Source organism: Thiosocius teredinicola, assembly GCF_002009425.1.
Taxonomy (GTDB): Bacteria; Pseudomonadota; Gammaproteobacteria; order Chromatiales; family Chromatiaceae; genus Thiosocius; species Thiosocius teredinicola.
The window spans coordinates 3,093,379-3,111,247 of record NZ_CP019936.1 but is presented as its reverse complement, the minus strand read 5'-3'; the positions used below and the strand labels follow the sequence as shown (position 1 = coordinate 3,111,247).

The following is a 17,869-nucleotide window of genomic DNA, read 5'->3' as shown; positions in this document are numbered from 1 at the left end:
TCAGTTGTCCGACAATGCGCCACCACAACTCGAACCCTGGCCGGCGGTGCAGCCAAAGCAGTGATCGGCGACACGAATGGGATTGTCGAGCAGCGAAAGGGCAGACAGATCGGCCAGGTGCAGGCGCTTTTTGCCGTCTGCCTCGAGTGTCAGGCCAAGCATCTGGTTGAAATCGCAATCGTACAGATACCCCTGCCAATCGACCGAGATCAATGAGCGACACATAACCTGGTCGAGATTGGCGTCCTTGTGGTTACGCTTGAGCAGCGCCATGTAGTCGTCGAACTCGCCACGCGACAGCAGGGTGCTGCCGAAGCGCTGGATGGGCAGATTGGCCAAGGCCAGCAGGTGGTTGAAGCGCACGCCATAGCGGTCCTGCAAGACACGTCGATAATCGGCCTCGAGACCGCCTTGCGCCGGCGGCAGCGTGGGGCCCTGCGGGTTGTAGACCAGGTCGAGTTGCAGCGGTGAAGCGAAGTTGCCGTAGCCCAGGGCATTGAGTTTCTTCAGGCCGTCGATACTGCTCGCGAACACGCCCTTGCCGCGCTGCCGGTCGACGTTGTCTTCGAGGTAGCAGGGCAGCGAAGCGACAATTCGTACGCGGTGTTCGGCAAGGAACGCCGCAAGGTCTTCCTGGTCCGGTTCGTCGAGGATCGTCAGGTTGCATCGATCGATGATCTCGACACCCAGATCGGCTGCACGGGCGACCAGGCGACGGAAATCGGGGTTGAGCTCGGGAGCGCCGCCGGTCAGGTCGAGCGTGGTGAACAGCTGTCTGCCCAAGATGTCGATGACCAGGTCGATCGCCTCGGCCGACATCACCTCGGAACGATTCGGCCCGGCAGCGACATGGCAGTGCAGGCATTGCTGATTGCAGCGATAACCGAGGTTGATCTGCAACGTTTGGGTTCGGCCCCGCCGTATCGCGGGAAAGCTTGACGGCAGGAGTCTGTCGAGCGTATCTAGCATCGGTCGTTGACCTAAGAGTTGTCGCTTGCCGAGGTCGAGTTACCTGGTTGGTGGTCGCTATACCTGTATGACCGGATTGTCGTCGATTGGTTGTCGGTTGCCGAGCGTTAAACCCTTGTGGCGCATCGGTAAATCCTGACTATCCTTAGTTGAACGGGTTCTATTGAATCTATGTTCTTCAAATTTCGTCGTTTTTTCCATTTTGGACGCGTACGTACAGGGGGCGTCGGCGTGGAAAGGGCAAGGCTTGGGGGCCGGACGGGCGTCCGGCTGGGGCATTGCAGGTTAAGGCTGTCATTGGTGTGAGCAAGCTAGACAACGCTGATGGACAATTGAGTATGCCGTCGTCGACCTTGATGTTCGACGTCGATGACGCGGATCAGGCCGCCGAATACCTGCGCGGTGCGCTCAACATGCTGGGCAAGCTCAGCGTCGCACCCTCACCACTGTTTTATACACTGCTCTACACCTATTGCGCGGGCAAGAGCGTGCGCCTCAACAAAGAGCTCGATACCTTGCTGGAGAACCAGGGTAGCCTGGCCCAGGACGAGGCAGCAGCGCTGTTCCAGCGGTTTTTCGGTGGTGCGGCCGAGGCCTTGGTCGAGGATATCCGTAAAGAGCTTGTGGCCATGGTGGCGCAGGTCATCGGCTCGCTGGTCGACATCGCCGGCAAGACGTCGTTGAGCAGCGACAGCGTGTCGTCGCAGATCGAGAAGCTCGCCGATACCAAAAATCCGACCGAGGTCGTTGCCGCGGCGACCGCGATTCTTTCCGAAACCCGTCAGTTCGTAACCGATTCGCGGGCGCTCGAAGCCGAGTTGCTGTCATCGGTCGAAGAGATGCACAAGCTCAAGGAGGAGTTGTCGAACGCCAAGCGCGAGGCGACGATCGATGGGCTGACCGGGGTCTTCAACCGCCGGGCGTTCGACAAGCGGCTGACGGACCTGATGTCGATGAGCGACGGTCTGGCGTCGGGGTTCTGCCTGTTGCTGCTCGATGTCGACAATTTCAAACGTATCAACGACACCTACGGGCACATCGTCGGCGACAAGGTACTCAGCGAGTTTGCCAAGCAGATCAGCCGACTCACGCGCCGCAGTGATTTCATCGCACGCTATGGTGGCGAAGAGTTCGCCGTGCTGTTGCCGGGTACCCGCATCACCAATGCCTTCACGGTGGCCGAGAACATCCGGGCAACGCTCGAAAGGGTGCGTCTGCGTCGTTCCAGTTCCGGTGAATCGCTCGGTGCGGTGACCGTGTCGCTGGGTGTCGCCTGCTTTCGCGAGGGCGAGACTGCCGAGCAGTTCGTCGCGCGTTCCGACAAGGCGCTCTACCGTGCCAAGCGACTGGGGCGCAACCGCACGATCCTGGCCGACTGAGCGTTTCGCCCACGCGCTGCACGGATCATTCGACTGCATCTTGCAGGCCGCCCCGATCGTGCCGGCTCGACTACCTTTATCAGTATGGGCCCTGCATGCCCGGCACCTTGATGCGTGCCGAACCGATCCGCGGAAAGAATGATGACAAGAAGCAACGGCAATCGACTGATTCAGACATTGAGCAAACTACTGGCGGCGAATCCCCCGGACGGGGTGGGGCACGTCGAGGTCGCGCAGGTTGAACAACTACTGCGCGTCTACTACCGGCATATCCCGCCGGGCGATCTCGAAGAAACCGATCCGCAGGATCTGCTGGGCGCCTTGATCGCACACTGGCGGTTGATGCGCCAGCGGCGACCGGACGAGTGCAAGGTGCGCGTCTACAACCCGGAACAAGAAGAGCACGGTTGGCGCAGTGCCGATACGATCGTCGAAGCCGTCGCCAAAGACATGCCCTTCCTGGTCGATTCGGTATCGACCGCGCTCAACCAGCGCGGATTGACCATCAGTCTCACCATTCACCCGGTGTTCGGGGTGGCGCGCGACAGCAACGGTGTACTGACGAAGCTGCGCGACCCCAAGGCCGATATCGAAGACGGCACGCTCGAAGCCGTGATCCAGTTCCATGTCGACCGACAACCGCAGGAGGCGCTCGCTGAACTCGAGGCGTTGGTGAGCGCGGTTATCGCCGACGTCGACCTGGCGACATCCGACTGGTTGAAGATGAAGCGTCAGGCGGAAAAGTTGCAGGAGGAACTGGGCGCCGATGAGGGTGCAGAACCCGGCGAGGTCAAATCCTTCATCAACTGGATGATCAACGATCATTTCCTGTTCATCGCCAGTTGTACCTTCGATCTCGACACCAGTGGCGAACAGGCTGTCATGAACTTTCTGCCCGGGTCGGGATTGGGCGCGCTGCGCGGTGGAGAAGATGCCGCCGCACGGGCACAGCAATGGATCTCGGGCATCGGCATCGACCTGTCCGCTTTTGACAACGACCTGATCGTCACCAAGGCGAATGCGCGATCGACGGTGCACCGTCCGGCATTTCTCGATTGCGTGGCCTTGAAACGCCACCACGCCGAAGGTGATCACGTTCAGGTGCATTGCCTGATCGGCTTGTTCTCGTCGAGCGCCTACAGCACGCCGCCGCGACAGATACCTTTGTTGCGTAAGAAGATCGAGAACGTGTTCAGCGGCGCACAAGTATCGCCGAACAGTCATTCTGGCAGGGTGGTCGCCAACATCCTCGATAACTTTCCGCGCGATACCTTGTTTCAGATCAGCACCGACGATCTGCTGGCGACAACGCTTGGCGTGTTGGGCTTGCAGGAGCGGCAGCGCACGCGGCTGTTCATCTTACGTGACCCGTTCAAGCGCTTCTTTACCTGTCTGGTCTATCTGCCACGCGAACGCTACAGCCGCGAGGTGCGCATCGCCATACAGAATATTCTGATCGAAGTGCTTGGCGGTACCGATGTGGTATTCGAGACGCAGTTCTCCGAATCGATCCTGGCCCGCGTGTACTTCGTGGTGCGCGTGCCGGTCGGCTCGGAACCGGAATACGAGATCGACGATCTCGAGGCGCGGGTCGTCGAGGTCGCGACGACCTGGCTGGACGGCCTGCGTAGCGCCTTGTTCGCGCAGGTGGACGAGGTGGTGGCCGCGCGCTATCTGCACGAATACGGCCAGGCCTTTCCGGGCGGCTATCGCGAAGACTTCCACCCGCGTATCGCGGTCAACGATATCCAGCGCATAGAACAGGTCCGCAGTTCCGGCGAACTCGACCTGCATCTGTATCACCCGATGACCGAAAGGCCCGATCAGCTACACGTGCGCGTCTATGCGCCGGGTGAAGGGGTGTCGCTGTCGCAGGTGATCCCGATGCTCGAACACATGGGCCTGCAGGTTGTCGGCGAGCGGCCGTATCGCATCCGTCATCCGCAGGCCGATCTGTGGATTCACGATTTCTCGACACGGCGCAGCAGCGATGCGCCGACCGTGTCGGCCGAGGTCAGACAGTTGTTCGCCGACACCTTTCTGCGGGTGTTCAATGGCGACATCGATGACGACGGCTTCAACGGCCTCGTGCTACGCGCGCGACTGTCGTGGCGCGAGGCCTTGCTGTTTCGCGCCTACAGCCGATATCTGCACCAGATCAAGGTGCCCTATACCCAGGCGTATACGATCAACGTGCTCAATCGCCACCCGGAAGTCGTCGGCATTCTCAACCAGATATTTCGCCGGCGGTTTTCACCGCAGTCGTCGATCGACGGTCCGAGCGAGGCCGCATTGCGCACCCAGTTCGATGTGGCCCTCGAATCGATCGCCAGCCTCGACGAAGACCGCATCCTGCGCGGCTTTCTCAACCTGATCGACGCCACCTTGCGCACTAATTTCTTTCATCCCAACAGTGAACAGGCGCGTTGCGCCTACCTGTCGTTCAAGATCGATCCGGGCAAGGTCAGCGATATGCCGTTGCCGCGCCCCATGTTCGAGATCTTCGTGTTCTCGTCGGAGATGGAAGGCGTGCATCTGCGTGGCGGGCGCGTGGCGCGCGGTGGCTTGCGCTGGTCGGATCGCATGGAAGACTACCGAACCGAGATACTCGGCCTAATGAAGGCGCAGATGGTCAAGAACACGGTTATCGTGCCGGTCGGTTCGAAAGGCGGTTTCGTCGTCAAGCGCTACCCGGAAGGCGCGGATCGTGAGCAGCGTCTGCAGACCGGCATTGCCTGCTACAAAACCCTGTTGCGCGGCATGCTCGATATCACGGACAACTTGGAGGGCGCGCAAGTCGTGCCGCCGCAAGGCGTTGTACGTTTCGATGGCGACGATCCCTATCTGGTTATCGCTGCCGACAAGGGTACGGCCACGTTCTCTGATATCGCCAACCAGGTGTCCGCCGATTACGGTTTCTGGCTCGGCGATGCCTTTGCCTCCGGGGGCTCGGCCGGGTACGACCACAAGGCCATGGGCATCACTGCCCGCGGCGCCTGGGAATCGGTCAAACGCAATTTTCGCGAACTGGGGCTGGACACCCAATCGACTGATTTCAGCGTGCTGGGTATCGGCGACATGTCCGGCGACGTGTTCGGCAACGGTATGCTGTTGTCGCAACACATTCGTCTCGTCGGGGCCTTCAATCATCTGCACATCTTCCTTGACCCGAACCCCGACGCGGCCGCCTCGTTCGCCGAGCGTGAACGGCTATTCCAGCTGCCGCGCTCGGGCTGGTCCGACTATGACCGCAGCTTGATATCGGAAGGCGGCGGCGTGTATGCCCGCGATGCCAAATCGATCGACGTCTCGCCGCAGGTGAAGAGCATGCTCGGTCTGCAGGTCGATCGTCTGACCCCGAACGCCCTGATCCGTGCGATGTTGCGTGCCCCGGTCGATCTGCTGTGGAACGGCGGCATCGGTACCTATGTGAAGGCATCCTTCGAGTCTCACGATCAGGCGCGCGACAAAGCAAACGATGCGGTCCGTGTCGACGCGACCGAGTTGCGGTGCCGCGTCGTCGGCGAAGGCGGAAACCTTGGTCTGACCCAGCTGGCGCGTATCGAGTATGCAGGGGGTGGCGGCCAGATCTACACCGACGCAATAGACAACTCGGCCGGCGTCGATTGTTCCGACCATGAGGTCAACATCAAGATACTGCTCAACAAGATCGTCGCCAACGGCGATATGACCTTGAAGCAGCGCAACCAGTTGTTGGTCGACATGACCGACGAAGTCGCGCGCCTGGTGTTGGCTGACAACTATGCGCAGACGCAGGTGATCAGCATGGTCGCGGCTGCGGGTGGAGCGAGGCTGTATGAGCATGCGCGCTTCATGGAACTCTTGGAGAACAAGGGCGTTCTGAATCGCGAACTTGAAGGCTTGCCGCCCAAGAAGGTGCTAACCGACCGGATGGCGCAGGGGCAGGGTCTGACCAAGCCCGAGGTTGCGGTGCTTTTGGCCTACAGCAAGATGAACTACTTCGAGGCCATCGTCGCCTCGGATATCCCCGACAACCCTTTCATGCTCGACCGCTTGATCGGGTATTTCCCCGACGTGCTCGGCGAGCGGTTTGCCGAAGACATCAAGGAACATCGCCTGCGCCGCGAGATCATCGCAACGACGGTTGCCGGTGACATCGTTGACCACGTCGGCCCCGGCATCGGGTTCCGCGTGCGCGAAGAGGTGGGCACCGATATCGCGGGTGTCGCATTGGGCTATGTGGCGGCAAGCAGCATTTTCGATACCGCCGAGCTGTGGAATCGCGTCGAAGCCCTCGACAACCAGGTCCCGGCAACGATCCAGATCGAGATGCTGACCACGATCGCCGACTTCCTGGAGTTCTCGCTGACGGCGTTGTTGCGCGGTTACAAGGATTGCTTCGATCTGCAGGCGCTGGCCAGTCGTTTTCATGACGGCGTGGCGCTGTTGAAGAAGTCAATGCCCAAGCCGTTGGCCAAACAGGAAAAGTCAGAGTACGAGCGCCATGTCCGCCACCTGGTCGCCAACAGCGTGCCTCGCGATCTTGCGCAAGAGATTGCGGCGCTGATACCGCTCAGTGGTGCGCTCGACATCGTCGACGTCGCGACCAGTGCCGATACCGAGATCGCCGACGCCGCCTGGGTGTACTCGGCCCTGAGTCACACCCTGGAACTGGACTGGATTCAGAAACAGATCGAATCCCTGACGGTACAGACGCATTGGCATCTGTTGGCGCGCACCAAGTTGCAGGCGGCGTTGAACAAGCATCGCCGCGACCTCGCAGCGGACGTGTTGCACGCGGGCAAGAAGGAACGCACCGCGCGCGGCAAGCTGGAGCACTGGATACATCGCAACCGCAGCATGGTCGATCGTCACGAAATGCTGATTGCCGAGTTCAAGGCCGGCAATATCTTCGACTTTGCGATCCTGTCGTTGGTGGTGGCCGGCGTCGGCGAGCTGTTGCCGAGCGGCCTGCCGCAACCGGCGTCCTGAAACCTCAGGGGCGGACCACCATCACGGAACAAGGTGCGCGTTCGACCACGTGCGTTGCGCTCGAGCCGAGAAACAGCTTGCTCACATCCTTGGCGCGCGACGGGATAATGATCAGGTCGACATGGTGCTTGTCGGCATACTTCACGACCGCCTTGTGCGGGCTGCTGCCTTGGCGCACGTCGGTTTTGACTTTGTCGGGCTGGCGAAAGTGCTGCGCGACGAACCGTTTGAGTTCGGCACAGACCTCTTTGTTCGCCTGCTTCATTGTGTCTTCCGGAAAGAAGTTGGCGACCAACGGCAGACCGAAGTCGGGTATCACGGTGATGACCGTGATGTTGGAGTCGTAGTGCTCGGCGACGTCTTGGGCGATCGCGATCGCCCGTTCCGACAGCGCCGTTTCCTGCAGATCCACGGGTAACAGGATTTCCTTGAACATGAGCGGTATCTCCGGTCAGGCGATTTGCGGTTGCGCTGCAGGGGGACCCATTCGGCGTCGTTGCAGCCAGGCGACGAAACCCAGCAGCAACAGGGCAGGGATGAACATCAGGTGTTTCGGCGGCCGGTCGGCTGCGATTTCCAGGTTCACGATCTCCCAATCGAAGTCGATGCCTACCTGCTGGGCCGAGCTGCCGAACATGACATTGTCGGCGTACACTTTGCCGTCTTCGGTGCGCACCTCGAGGCCGGCATCGGCAAGCCGCTCGGCACCGTCACCGGGCTTGCCCAACGGCAGCATCACGACCTTGCTGATGAATTTGCCGTCGAGGTTCTCACCTTGCACCGACATCCGCAGCTTACCGTTCTCCGGTATTGCGGCCGCACGCTCGGTGATCTGCGTGGCCGGCAGGGTTTCGGTCGGCGGGTAGATTTCATCCCACCAGTAGCCGGGCCGGAACAGCGTGAACGCGACCAACAGCAATGCCAGCGATTCCCACAGCCGGCTCTTGGTCAACCAGAACCCCTGGGTGGCGGCGGCGAACAACAGCATGGCAATCGTCGCTGACACGATCACGATGATCAGTTCGAACCAGCTCTCGATGCCGATCAGCAGCAACTCGGTATTGAAGATGAACAGGAAGGGCAGGATCGCGGTACGGATGTCGTACATGAAACCCTGGATGCCGGTCTTGATCGGGTCGCTCTTGGCGATCGCGGCGGCAGCAAAGGCCGCGAGGCCTACCGGTGGCGTGTCGTCGGCCAATATGCCGAAGTAGAACACGAACATATGTACGGCAATCAGCGGCACGATGATGCCGTTGGTGGCTGCCAACGACACGACGACCGGAGCCATCAGGCTCGACACCACAATGTAGTTGGCGGTGGTCGGCAGACCCATGCCGAGGATGATGCAGATCATCGCGGTGAAGATCAGCGCTGCCATCAGATTGCCGCCGGAGATGAACTCGACAAATTCGATCATGACTTGACCGATGCCGGTCAGGGTGATGGTGCCGACGATAATGCCGGCCGCAGCAGTAGCCACACCGATGCCGATCATATTGCGCGCACCGTGTGCCAGACCGTCGACGCAATCGAGCAGGCCGCGTTTGAATTCACCTTGGGTTTGATGCTTGCGGAAATAGGCGAGCAGCGGGCGCTGGGTAACGACGATGACGATCATCAGTACCGTTGCCCAAAATGCCGACAGGCCGGGCGAGAAACGCTCGACGATCAGGCACCACATCAAGACGACGATTGGTAGCAGGAAATACAAGCCAGCTTTGACGGTCGGACCGGTTTCCGGAAGCTCCAGCACCGGGTTGTTCGGGTCGTCCATTTCCAGTTCGGGGTAGGTCGTCGCGAATTTCAACAGGCCGATATAGGCCGCCGCGACCAGTACGCCGACGATATAGATCGCCGCATCGCCGGCAAGATCCTTGATCCAGCCGATGCCGTAATACACCGCAAAGCCGATGATGCAGGCGCCGGCGACGATGCCGGTAAAGCTCAGCAGCTTCTGTGCGATGGTCGGGTTGTTGCGGCGCGGCAGGCCGCTCATGTTGGCCTTCAATGCCTCGAGGTGAACGATATACACCAGCGCGATGTACGAGATCACGGCAGGCAGGATCGCGTGTTTGATGACCTCGATATACGAGATGCCGACGTATTCGATCATCAGGAAGGCTGCGGCGCCCATGACCGGTGGCGTCAGCTGGCCGTTGGTTGAGCCGGCGACTTCGACTGCGCCGGCCTTGGTGCCGGGGAAACCGACGCGTTTCATCAGCGGAATCGTGAAGGTGCCGGTGGTCGCGACGTTCGCGATCGACGAGCCTGAGATCAAACCGGTAGTCGCCGATGCGACGACTGCCGCCTTGGCCGGTCCGCCCTTCATGTGACCCAGCAGCGCGAATGCCACCTTGATGAAGTAGTTGCCGGCACCGGCCTTTTCCAGCAACGCGCCGAACAGCACAAACAGGAACACGAAACTGGTCGACACGCCCAGCGCGATGCCGAACACGCCCTCGGTGGTCAGCCACTGGTGCGACATCACCTTCTGCAGACTTTGTCCCTTATGCGCAATCACGTCCGGCATGTACGGTCCGCCGAACGTGTAGGTCAGAAATACGATCGCGACGATCATCAACGGCGGGCCGAGCGCCCGTCGGGTCGCCTCGAGCAGTAACAGCATGCCGATGATCGCGGTCACCAGATCGAACGTCGTCGGTGCTCCCGAGCGACCGGCAAGATCGGTGTAAAAGATATAAATGTAGGCCGCACTGAAGGCGCCGAGGGCGGCGAACACCCAGTCTTGGATCGGGATGTAATCCCGGGGCGACGATCTCAGTGCCGGGTAGGCGGTGTAGGCGAGAAAGATCGCAAATGCCAGGTGGATGGCCCGCGCCTCGGTATCGTTGAATACGCCGAAGCCAAATTGAAAGGGGAGTGGTGAGGCGTACCACAGTTGAAACAGCGACCAGACGATCGGTACGCCGTAAAGAATCTTGCCGGGTAATCCGGCGGGATGCCGAGCGCCTGTGTCGACTTGTGCGACCAGCTCGTTGACATCGTTATCCATCGCGTCGGTTTTGTTTTCTTCTGCCACGACTTTCTCCCACGGCTTACGGCATCGCCAAAAGGGCTCTCGACATCGAGTGCCGACCGTTGCGCGAAGGCCGACACGTCACCCGCAGTGGGCACCGCGGGTGGAACGCCCGGCCGAGCGAGAGTCGCGCGGCCGGGCATCGACCGGTCTTACATCAGGCCGGCTTCTTTGTAGTACTTGGCGGCGCCGTCATGCAACGGGGCCGACAGACCGTCCTTGACCATCTCTTCTTTTTTCAGATTGGCGAAGGCGGGATGCAGCTTGCGGAAGTCGTCGAAGTTTTCGAAGACGGCCTTGACCACCTGGTAGACGGTATCGGCCGGTGTGTTGGTCGACGAGACAAAGGTGGCACCGACACCGAAGGTTTTGATGTCGTCCGGGCTGCCTGAGTACATGCCGCCGGGGATGGTGGCGACACGGTAATAGGAGTTGTCGCCGACGAGCTTCTCGATGACCGGACCGTCAACCGGTACCAGCACCGTGTCGCACGAGGTGGTGGCCTCTTTGATCGAACCGTTCGGGTGGCCCACCACGTAGACCATGGCGTCGATCTTGTTGTCACACAGCGCTTTCGACTGCTCGGCAGCCTTCAGCTCAGAGACCAGCGAGAAATCGTCCTTGGTCCAGCCTTTGGCCTGCATCACGACTTCCATCGTGCCGCGCTGACCGGAACCGGGGTTACCGATGTTGACGCGCTTGCCTTTGAGGTCGTCGAAGGTCTTGATGCCCGAGTCTTTACGCGCGACCACGGTGAACGGCTCGGCGTGCACCGAGAACACGGCGCGCAGGTCTTTGTTCGCTCCGGCCTCTTCGAACTTGCTGGTGCCGTTGTAGGCGTGGTACTGCCAGTCCGACTGGGCGACACCCATGTCGAGTTCACCGGCACGGATGGTGTTGAGGTTGTATACCGAGCCGCCGGTCGATTCGACCGAGCAGCGGATACCGTGTTCTTTGCGGCCTTTGTTGACCAGGCGACAGATGGCGCCGCCGGTGGGGTAGTAGACGCCGGTAACGCCGCCGGTACCGATTGTGATGAATGATTGTGCGCTTGCGGTGGTGACGCCACCTATTCCGATCGCCGCCACGAGTGCTGCGCTGAACAGAGTGCTTTTGCCAAGCATAGAGATTCCTCCGGGCTGTTATTTGTTGGTTGTGCGAATGGCTGATCACCGCCACCACGTTAGCCGAGAGAATGACACGCTCCGCCGTCTGCGACGCGAATATCCACCAGACATTTCGCTTTCGGTGGTGATTGATCCATGCGCTGGGACTTGGGTATGGACTTCTTAACAGATATTAGGCTCGAAGGCCACGATTTGGGGCTTTTTGACGTCGAATCACACCGATATCAGAATGCCAAGCGGGCCTGTTTCATCGTTCGCTAATGATGTTTCGACCTTAGCCGCAGGCAATGCCTTGGATACATCATTGAAGTTGTTCGGGGATGAAGCGCAGATTGTCCTGCATGCTCGAAAACCAGATCTCGCCGTCCTGAACAAGACATTGCAGCGTCATGTTGCGCTCGGCAAAACGGGCCAGGTGCTCGCTGACGCCATCGGGCAGTTTATAGACACTCAGGGCATCGAGATTTGCCACCTTGGAGGCGATCTGCTGCCACCATACATCCGCCGACCGCTGTTGATAGCAATAGACGACCACGCGCCGGGCGCGTCCGAGTGCCTTGCGCAGCCGACGCTCGTCCGGCTGGCCCACTTCTATCCACAGATCGATGTCGCCGGTCAGCGACTTCTGCCATATGTCCGGCTCATTGTCCTGGCTCAGACCGCGCGTGAAATGCAGATCGGGATGTGCGTGCAACGCAAAAGCCAATAGCCTCACCATCATCCGTTCATCGGTCTCTGAAGGGTGGCGCGCGATCGTCAGTGTGTGGTCGTTGAAGTATCCGCGGTCGAGGTCGGAGATCTGCATAACGCAGCGAAAGATGGTGGCATTCAGCGCCATGGCGGTCAGTTGTTCCTTGCGGTTCCGTTCCGAGGTGGGCGAGTGGGATCGCTAGAGTCGATGCGCCATATAGGGCATGATCGACCAAAGCCTGCTGGTAGAAGCGTTACCCCGGCACCCCGATTCCGCGCAATATGATACCCAAGGTTCTCGATAAGATCAGAATGCGACTGGCGGAGCGACTCGACGAGTCGCGCATCCGCCTCGCGCGACCCGATGCGTTGATCCAGTTGGCGGCGCTGGGCTTGCTGACCGGTCTGATCGCCGGCGGTGTGATTGTGCTGTTCCGTTTGTTCGTCGAGGGTGTGCAGGAGGCGCTGCTGCCCGGAGAAGGGCCGGAGAACTTCGAGGCTCTGCCGCTGTGGGCGCGCCTGGCCCTGCCGGTTGCCGCGGCGATACTGCTCGCGGCGATGTTTCGCCTGGGCGGCAAGGGGATTCAGGTGCTCGGTGTGGCGCGCGTGATGGAGCGCATGGCCTATCACCAGGGGCAATGCACCTGGCGGGCGTTCTTTCTGCAATTCTTCGGCGCAGCGATTGCGTTGATCGGCGGCCATTCGGTGGGGCGCGAAGGTCCGCATATCTTTCTGGGCGCGTCTTCCGGCAGCCTGCTCGGTCAGCGTCTGTCATTGCCCAACAACGTAATCCGCGCGCTGGTCGGTTGCGGTACCGCGGCGGGTATCGCCGCATCGTTCAACACGCCGTTGGCGGGCGTGATCTTCGCCCTCGAAGTGGTGATGATGGAATACACCGTCGCCAGTTTCATCCCGGTCATTCTTGCGGCGGTCAGCGCGACCACCTTGTCGAACCTGGTGTTTGGCAGTGAGCCGGCGTTTGCCGTGCCGGCGATGGACATGGGGTCGTTGACCGAACTGGTACTGGTGTTGGTTCTCGGCATCGCGGCCGGTGCGGCGTCTGCTGCGTTCATCCAGATGGTGCAGACCGTTGCGCGCTACGCCAAGCCGCTGTCGATCGGCTGGCGGATGCTGCTGGCCGGCGTGTTCGTCGGTGCCGCGGGCTGGATGCTGCCGCAGGTCATGGGTATCGGCTATGACTCCGTCGATGCGGCGTTGCACGGCGACTTTGTGTTATCGATGCTGCTGCTGTTGTTGGTCGGCAAGTTGCTGGCGACTTCCGTGTGTATCGGCCTTGGCGTGCCCGGCGGCATGATCGGGCCGGCGTTGTTCATCGGCGCGATGCTGGGTGCGCTGTTGGCGCACATCGCGATGTTGACGCCCTACGGGCTGGATACGCATATCGGCTTTTTCGCCCTGGTCGGCATGGGTGCAATGATGTCGGGCAGCCTGCAGGCGCCGTTGGCGGCGCTGACTGCGATGCTCGAACTCACCGATAACCCGGAGATTATTCTGCCGGGGATGTTGGCCGTGGTTGTTTCGGGTCTGACGGCGAGCGAGATCTTCGGCAAGCAATCGCTGTTCATCACCATGTTGCGCGCCAACGGTCTCGACTACGGCACCAATCCCGTGTTCCAGGCACTGCGCCGCATCGGCGTGGCCAGCGTGATGAACCGCGACTACGTGCGCCTCGATACCGAAATCTCCATTGAACGCGCACGCGAGGTGTTGAAGGACAATCCCAGCTACCTGTTGATCGATCACGAGGGCGAGCACGCGGTGGTGATGCCGGCCGTCGATCTGGCCAAGCATCTGGGGACGCTCGATGAAGAAGGCAGCGAGGAGACGACCGTCGACCTGATGTCGATCCCGGGCAAACGACTTGAAGTGGACACCATCGAGTTGCAGGCCAATCTGCAGGAGGCCTGGACGCGGTTCAACGACACTCACGCCGAGGCATTGGTCGTATGGCGCATGACCGCGCCCGGTATTCGCCGTGTTTACGGCATTCTGACGCAGGACACGGTCGAACAGTCGTATCGCTGAGTGCTGTTACTTTTCGAGCAGACGCGGCATCAATTCGACCAGGTTGCATGGGCGGGTGCGATAGTCGAGCTGATGCGAGATCAGTTTGCTCCAGCCGTCTTTGCAGGCGCCCGACGAACCGGGCAGGCAGAACACGAAGGTTGCGTTGGCTACGCCGGCAATCGCGCGCGACTGCATGGTCGAGGTGCCGATCAGCTCGTATGACAACACGCGGAACATCTCGCCGAAGCCATCGATGATCTTGTCCAAAAGGGGCGTCACCGCTTCGGGTGTGCCGTCGCGACCGGTAAGACCCGTACCGCCGGTCGTGATCACCGCGTTCACGTCATGGTCTGCAACCCAGCGTGAGACGACCGCGCGAATCGCGTACTTGTCGTCGGGCACGATGGTCTGCTCATAGACCGTGTGGCCGCCTTCGGTGACCATTTTTTTCAGTACGGCGCCGGACTTGTCGTCGGCCTCGGTACGCGTATCGGAGATGGTCAGCAGACACAGGTTCAGTGGGATGAAGTTGCGCTCTTCGCTCATTGGGATGTCGCCACGATCAGGTTTCGAAGTCAGGCCGCATATTCAACACCACTCGACAGCCAGATGCGACAGGCACCTTCATCCGACACCATGCAGGGGCCGATCGGGTGGCGCGGTGTGCAGGCCGAGCCGTACAGGCGGCATTGGTTGGGGTAGAGCTTGCCGAGCACCACGCGTGCGCAGTCGCAGCCCGGTGGCATCTCGCCGATTCTGCGGCGTTCGCTATCGGCGTGGTCGGCAAAGCGCCGGCGAGCGTCGTGTTGCGCATAGTCCGGCCGCAATGCATAGCCCGAGTCAGCAATCTCGCCGATACCGCGCCAGTTGGCCGCGACGATATCGAATGCCTGCGCCATCTGCTCGCGTGCGACGGGGTTGCCGCCCGGCCGCACGACGCCGGCATAGCAGTTGTCGAGAAACGGTCGGTGTTCGAGGTGCTGGCGCAGCACCGAATAGGTCGCCGTGACCAGGCTGTCGGTCGAGAAACCGGCGACGGCCACCGGTATGCCGTGTTGTTCATGGACGAAGGCCCATTCCTCCGGGCCCATCACGGTCGCTACGTGACCGGGCGCGATCAGGCCGTCGAAACCGGCCTGCTCGGTATCCAGCAACATTGCCACCGCCGGCCAGGTCAGCCGACCGGAGAGCAGTAATGTCAGGTTGTTTGGGATGCCTTCGAGCAGCATCGCCGCGACCGGCGCCATCGTGGTTTCGAAACCGGCGGCGAAGAACACGACCTCGCGCGTCGGATTGTCGTTGGCGATCCGCCGGGCTTCGAGCGGCGAGGCGATCGGCCGCACATCGGCGCCGGCCGCGCGCGCCTCGGTGAGTGATCGGATCTCGCCTTTTGCGACATTGACCGGCACGCGCAGCATGTCGCCGAACGCCACCAGGATCACGCCATCGTGCACTGCGAGTTGGATCGCCTGGTAGATGTCCTCTTCGGGACACACGCAGACCGGGCAGCCCGGTCCGGGAATGATCTCGATGTGATCGGGCAGGGCGCTGCGCAGGCCGGACTGGCTCACGGTGCGTTCATGGCCGCCGCACACGTTCATGATGCGCACCTTGTCGCTTGTCGGCAGCGCCGCTATGCGGCTCAGCCAGGTGCGGGCATCAGTCATGCGTATGCGCGTGGTGATGAGGGTGTGCGTGCAGCTGCTGGCCTTCCGGTTGGATCGCCGGGCGTACCGTTGCGCCGTCAGCGACTTTGGCCGCTACAGCTTCGCGCGCCTCGCGCAACCAGGCCAGCCAGTCGTCGAGGCCGACGCCGGATTTGGCGGACAGCGCGATCAGCGGCGCAGCGCTGGCCAGTTGACGCAAATGACCCTCGGCCTTGCTCGGCGAGAAATCATCGAGCACCGGCAGCAGGTCGGCCTTGCTGATCAACACCAGGTCGGCAGCACGGAAGATGACCGGGTACTTGGCCGGCTTGTCGTCACCTTCGGTGACCGACAACAGCGTGACATTGCGGTGCTGACCGAGGTCGAAGCTCGCCGGGCACACCAGGTTGCCGACGTTCTCGATGAACAGGATGTCGACGTCGTCGAGATCGACGGCATGTAGCGCGCCGTGCACCATGTGGGCATCGAGGTGGCAGGCGGTGCCGGTGGTGATCTGCACCGCGTTCACGCCCTTGTCGCGAATGCGCTGTGCATCGTTTTCGGTTTCCAGATCGCCTTCGACAACGGCGATACGCAATTCGTCGCCGAGCGCCGTGATGGTCTCTTCCAACAGACGCGTTTTGCCCGAACCGGGCGACGACATCAGGTTGATCGCCAGTACGCCGTGCCGGTCGAAGTGCTCACGGTTGTGTGCGGCGACGTGATCGTTTTCGCTGAGCAGGCCTTCGAGCACCTGCACCGCCTCGCGACCCGACTCGGTGCGCGCGAGCTTGCCATCGCCTTCGAGCAGGTATCGGTTGCCGTCGGTAATGTTGCATCCACAGGTATCGCACATAGCGTACTCCTCAGGCGTGTTGACGCCTCTCCAGTTCCACACTGGTGAGCAAGAGTTCATCGCCGCTGAGCAACTGCGTGCGAAAGTCGCCGCAACTGCCGCAGACCAGCTTGTTCATCGTTGCATCCGATTCGGCGCCGCAAGTCAGGCAGCGTACCCGGATGGGTTGGGATTCGACCTCGAGGGTGGCGCCTTCGGCGATGCTGCCGGCCGATGCAATGGGGAAGGCATCGGCGAGCAGTTGCGGTTCGACACCCGAGAGCGGGCCGATGCTCAGGCGGATCGCCGTAATGCACTCGGCCTGTTCACGTTGCGCCAGCAATTCGATCTGGCGCATCAGGCCCTGGCATACGGCGAGCTCATGCATGACCGCCGTTTTCCCTGGCGAGCATCTCGTCGTAGATCTCCCACGCGGTCGCGGCGTCTTCCGGCGTGACTTTCTGAATGGCGTAACCGACGTGCACGATCACGAAGTCGCCGGTATCGAGCGGCTCGTGCTGCAGCATGAACAGGCTGACGTCACGCTCGACGCCCTTGGCCTCGCAGCGTGCGGTGAAGCCGTCGATCTGTTTGATTTGCATCGGGATGCCCAGGCACATGTTCTGTTACGTTACCCTCACGCTTCAGTTACCTCTTATCGAACGAGCCTGCTCATGTGTCGCACCCTCATACTCGGCATCGGCAACAACCTGCTTTCGGACGAGGGCATCGGTATCCATGTCGTACGCTACCTCGAGCAACACCACGCGGATGCGCCCAATGTAACCTACCTCGACGGCGGAACACTGAGCTTCACGCTCGCGGAGCCGATCGCCGAGCATGACAACCTGATCGTTGTGGATGCGGCGCGCTTCGGCGAGCCGGCCGGCACCGTCAAGTGTCTCGAAGGCGAGGCCATGGACCGCTACCTGACCGGCAATCGTTCCAGCGTGCACGAGGTCGGCCTGATGGATCTGTTCGATATCTCGCGACTTTCCGGTACCTTTCCGCAGCATCGCGCCCTGATCGGCATAGAACCGGCGAAACTCGATTGGGGAGAGTCGCCGAGCGCAGCGCTTGCGCCCACCATTCAGCCGGTCGCCGCGGTGGCTTTAAACCTGGCCAATCGTTGGTGTCATTGATTATTACCGAGACTAACGACGTATCTGTTGACGCACGTC

The 17,869-nt window shown here is 61.0% G+C and carries 14 protein-coding genes; 4 read left to right on the top strand and 10 right to left on the bottom strand.

Going from position 1 to position 17,869, the window contains the following annotated elements:
• The gene (arsS, locus tag B1781_RS14785) at positions 1-969 is read right to left on the bottom strand and encodes an arsenosugar biosynthesis radical SAM (seleno)protein ArsS (RefSeq protein WP_078120391.1); all 969 of its coding nucleotides are present in this window, start codon (positions 967-969) and stop codon (positions 1-3) included.
• Positions 970-1,271: 302 nt separating this feature from the next.
• Between arsS and B1781_RS14780 the strand changes: the two genes are divergently transcribed.
• Positions 1,272-2,348 (top strand): GGDEF domain-containing protein, encoded by a 1,077-nt coding sequence (locus B1781_RS14780; RefSeq protein WP_125932110.1) that lies wholly within the window; start codon positions 1,272-1,274, stop codon positions 2,346-2,348.
• 138 nt (positions 2,349-2,486) lie between these two features.
• Positions 2,487-7,322, top strand: coding sequence for an NAD-glutamate dehydrogenase (locus B1781_RS14775; RefSeq protein ID WP_078120389.1), 4,836 nt, complete (start codon positions 2,487-2,489; stop codon positions 7,320-7,322).
• A 4-nt stretch (positions 7,323-7,326) separates the two neighbouring features.
• Here the strand turns inward: B1781_RS14775 and B1781_RS14770 are convergent, their stop codons facing one another.
• The 4 genes from B1781_RS14770 to B1781_RS14755 all read right to left on the bottom strand — a co-directional run bounded on the left by B1781_RS14770 (position 7,327) and on the right by B1781_RS14755 (position 12,327).
• On the bottom strand, positions 7,327-7,758 hold the full coding sequence (locus tag B1781_RS14770) for a universal stress protein (protein WP_078120388.1): 432 nt from the start codon (positions 7,756-7,758) through the stop codon (positions 7,327-7,329).
• 15 nt (positions 7,759-7,773) lie between these two features.
• On the bottom strand, positions 7,774-10,338 hold the full coding sequence (locus tag B1781_RS14765; RefSeq protein WP_078122084.1) for a TRAP transporter permease: 2,565 nt from the start codon (positions 10,336-10,338) through the stop codon (positions 7,774-7,776).
• A 176-nt stretch (positions 10,339-10,514) separates the two neighbouring features.
• The gene (locus B1781_RS14760) at positions 10,515-11,486 is read right to left on the bottom strand and encodes a TAXI family TRAP transporter solute-binding subunit (RefSeq protein ID WP_078120387.1); all 972 of its coding nucleotides are present in this window, start codon (positions 11,484-11,486) and stop codon (positions 10,515-10,517) included.
• Between the two features lie 304 nt (positions 11,487-11,790).
• The gene (locus tag B1781_RS14755) at positions 11,791-12,327 is read right to left on the bottom strand and encodes a YaeQ family protein (RefSeq protein ID WP_078120386.1); all 537 of its coding nucleotides are present in this window, start codon (positions 12,325-12,327) and stop codon (positions 11,791-11,793) included.
• A 164-nt stretch (positions 12,328-12,491) separates the two neighbouring features.
• Here B1781_RS14755 and B1781_RS14750 point away from each other — a divergent pair, with 164 nt between their 5' ends.
• Positions 12,492-14,225 carry a chloride channel protein gene (locus tag B1781_RS14750; RefSeq protein WP_334223739.1) on the top strand — a complete coding sequence of 578 codons (1,734 nt, stop codon included), beginning with the start codon at positions 12,492-12,494 and terminating at the stop codon, positions 14,223-14,225.
• Between the two features lie 6 nt (positions 14,226-14,231).
• Here the strand turns inward: B1781_RS14750 and moaB are convergent, their stop codons facing one another.
• From moaB to B1781_RS14725, 5 genes are read right to left on the bottom strand one after another with little or no spacing between them, the layout of a single operon-like run.
• Positions 14,232-14,753 (bottom strand): molybdenum cofactor biosynthesis protein B, encoded by a 522-nt coding sequence (moaB, locus tag B1781_RS14745; RefSeq protein ID WP_078120384.1) that lies wholly within the window; start codon positions 14,751-14,753, stop codon positions 14,232-14,234.
• Positions 14,754-14,782: 29 nt separating this feature from the next.
• Positions 14,783-15,874, bottom strand: a complete 1,092-nt coding sequence (gene hypD / locus B1781_RS14740) for a hydrogenase formation protein HypD (RefSeq protein ID WP_078120383.1) — start codon at positions 15,872-15,874, stop codon at positions 14,783-14,785.
• Positions 15,867-16,709: a hydrogenase nickel incorporation protein HypB gene (hypB, locus tag B1781_RS14735; protein WP_078120382.1), complete on the bottom strand. Its 843-nt coding sequence runs from the start codon at positions 16,707-16,709 to the stop codon at positions 15,867-15,869. The genes hypD and hypB overlap by 8 nt, the downstream gene beginning before the upstream one ends.
• Positions 16,710-16,719: 10 nt before the next feature.
• On the bottom strand, positions 16,720-17,076 hold the full coding sequence (locus tag B1781_RS14730) for a hydrogenase maturation nickel metallochaperone HypA/HybF (protein WP_078120381.1): 357 nt from the start codon (positions 17,074-17,076) through the stop codon (positions 16,720-16,722).
• Positions 17,069-17,308, bottom strand: a complete 240-nt coding sequence (locus tag B1781_RS14725; RefSeq protein WP_078120380.1) for a HypC/HybG/HupF family hydrogenase formation chaperone — start codon at positions 17,306-17,308, stop codon at positions 17,069-17,071. Before B1781_RS14725 ends, B1781_RS14730 begins: the two co-directional genes overlap by 8 nt.
• A gap of 54 nt (positions 17,309-17,362) precedes the next feature.
• On the opposite strand from B1781_RS14725, the gene B1781_RS14720 reads away from it, so the two are divergent.
• Positions 17,363-17,830 carry a HyaD/HybD family hydrogenase maturation endopeptidase gene (locus B1781_RS14720; protein ID WP_078120379.1) on the top strand — a complete coding sequence of 156 codons (468 nt, stop codon included), beginning with the start codon at positions 17,363-17,365 and terminating at the stop codon, positions 17,828-17,830.
• Positions 17,831-17,869: the final 39 nt, after the last annotated feature.

Bases quoted from the DNA above. Each gene is read 5' to 3' on its own strand.
- arsS (WP_078120391.1), bottom strand. From the start codon at position 969: ATGCTAGATACGCTCGACAGACTCCTGCCGTCAAGCTTTCCCGCGATA.
- B1781_RS14775 (WP_078120389.1), top strand. From the start codon at position 2,487: ATGATGACAAGAAGCAACGGCAATCGACTGATTCAGACATTGAGCAAA.
- B1781_RS14770 (WP_078120388.1), bottom strand. From the start codon at position 7,758: ATGTTCAAGGAAATCCTGTTACCCGTGGATCTGCAGGAAACGGCGCTG.
- B1781_RS14765 (WP_078122084.1), bottom strand. From the start codon at position 10,338: ATGGATAACGATGTCAACGAGCTGGTCGCACAAGTCGACACAGGCGCT.
- B1781_RS14760 (WP_078120387.1), bottom strand. From the start codon at position 11,486: ATGCTTGGCAAAAGCACTCTGTTCAGCGCAGCACTCGTGGCGGCGATC.
- B1781_RS14755 (WP_078120386.1), bottom strand. From the start codon at position 12,327: ATGGCGCTGAATGCCACCATCTTTCGCTGCGTTATGCAGATCTCCGAC.
- B1781_RS14750 (WP_334223739.1), top strand. From the start codon at position 12,492: ATGCGACTGGCGGAGCGACTCGACGAGTCGCGCATCCGCCTCGCGCGA.
- moaB (WP_078120384.1), bottom strand. From the start codon at position 14,753: ATGAGCGAAGAGCGCAACTTCATCCCACTGAACCTGTGTCTGCTGACC.
- hypD (WP_078120383.1), bottom strand. From the start codon at position 15,874: ATGACTGATGCCCGCACCTGGCTGAGCCGCATAGCGGCGCTGCCGACA.
- hypB (WP_078120382.1), bottom strand. From the start codon at position 16,709: ATGTGCGATACCTGTGGATGCAACATTACCGACGGCAACCGATACCTG.
- B1781_RS14730 (WP_078120381.1), bottom strand. From the start codon at position 17,076: ATGCATGAGCTCGCCGTATGCCAGGGCCTGATGCGCCAGATCGAATTG.
- B1781_RS14725 (WP_078120380.1), bottom strand. From the start codon at position 17,308: ATGTGCCTGGGCATCCCGATGCAAATCAAACAGATCGACGGCTTCACC.
- B1781_RS14720 (WP_078120379.1), top strand. From the start codon at position 17,363: ATGTGTCGCACCCTCATACTCGGCATCGGCAACAACCTGCTTTCGGAC.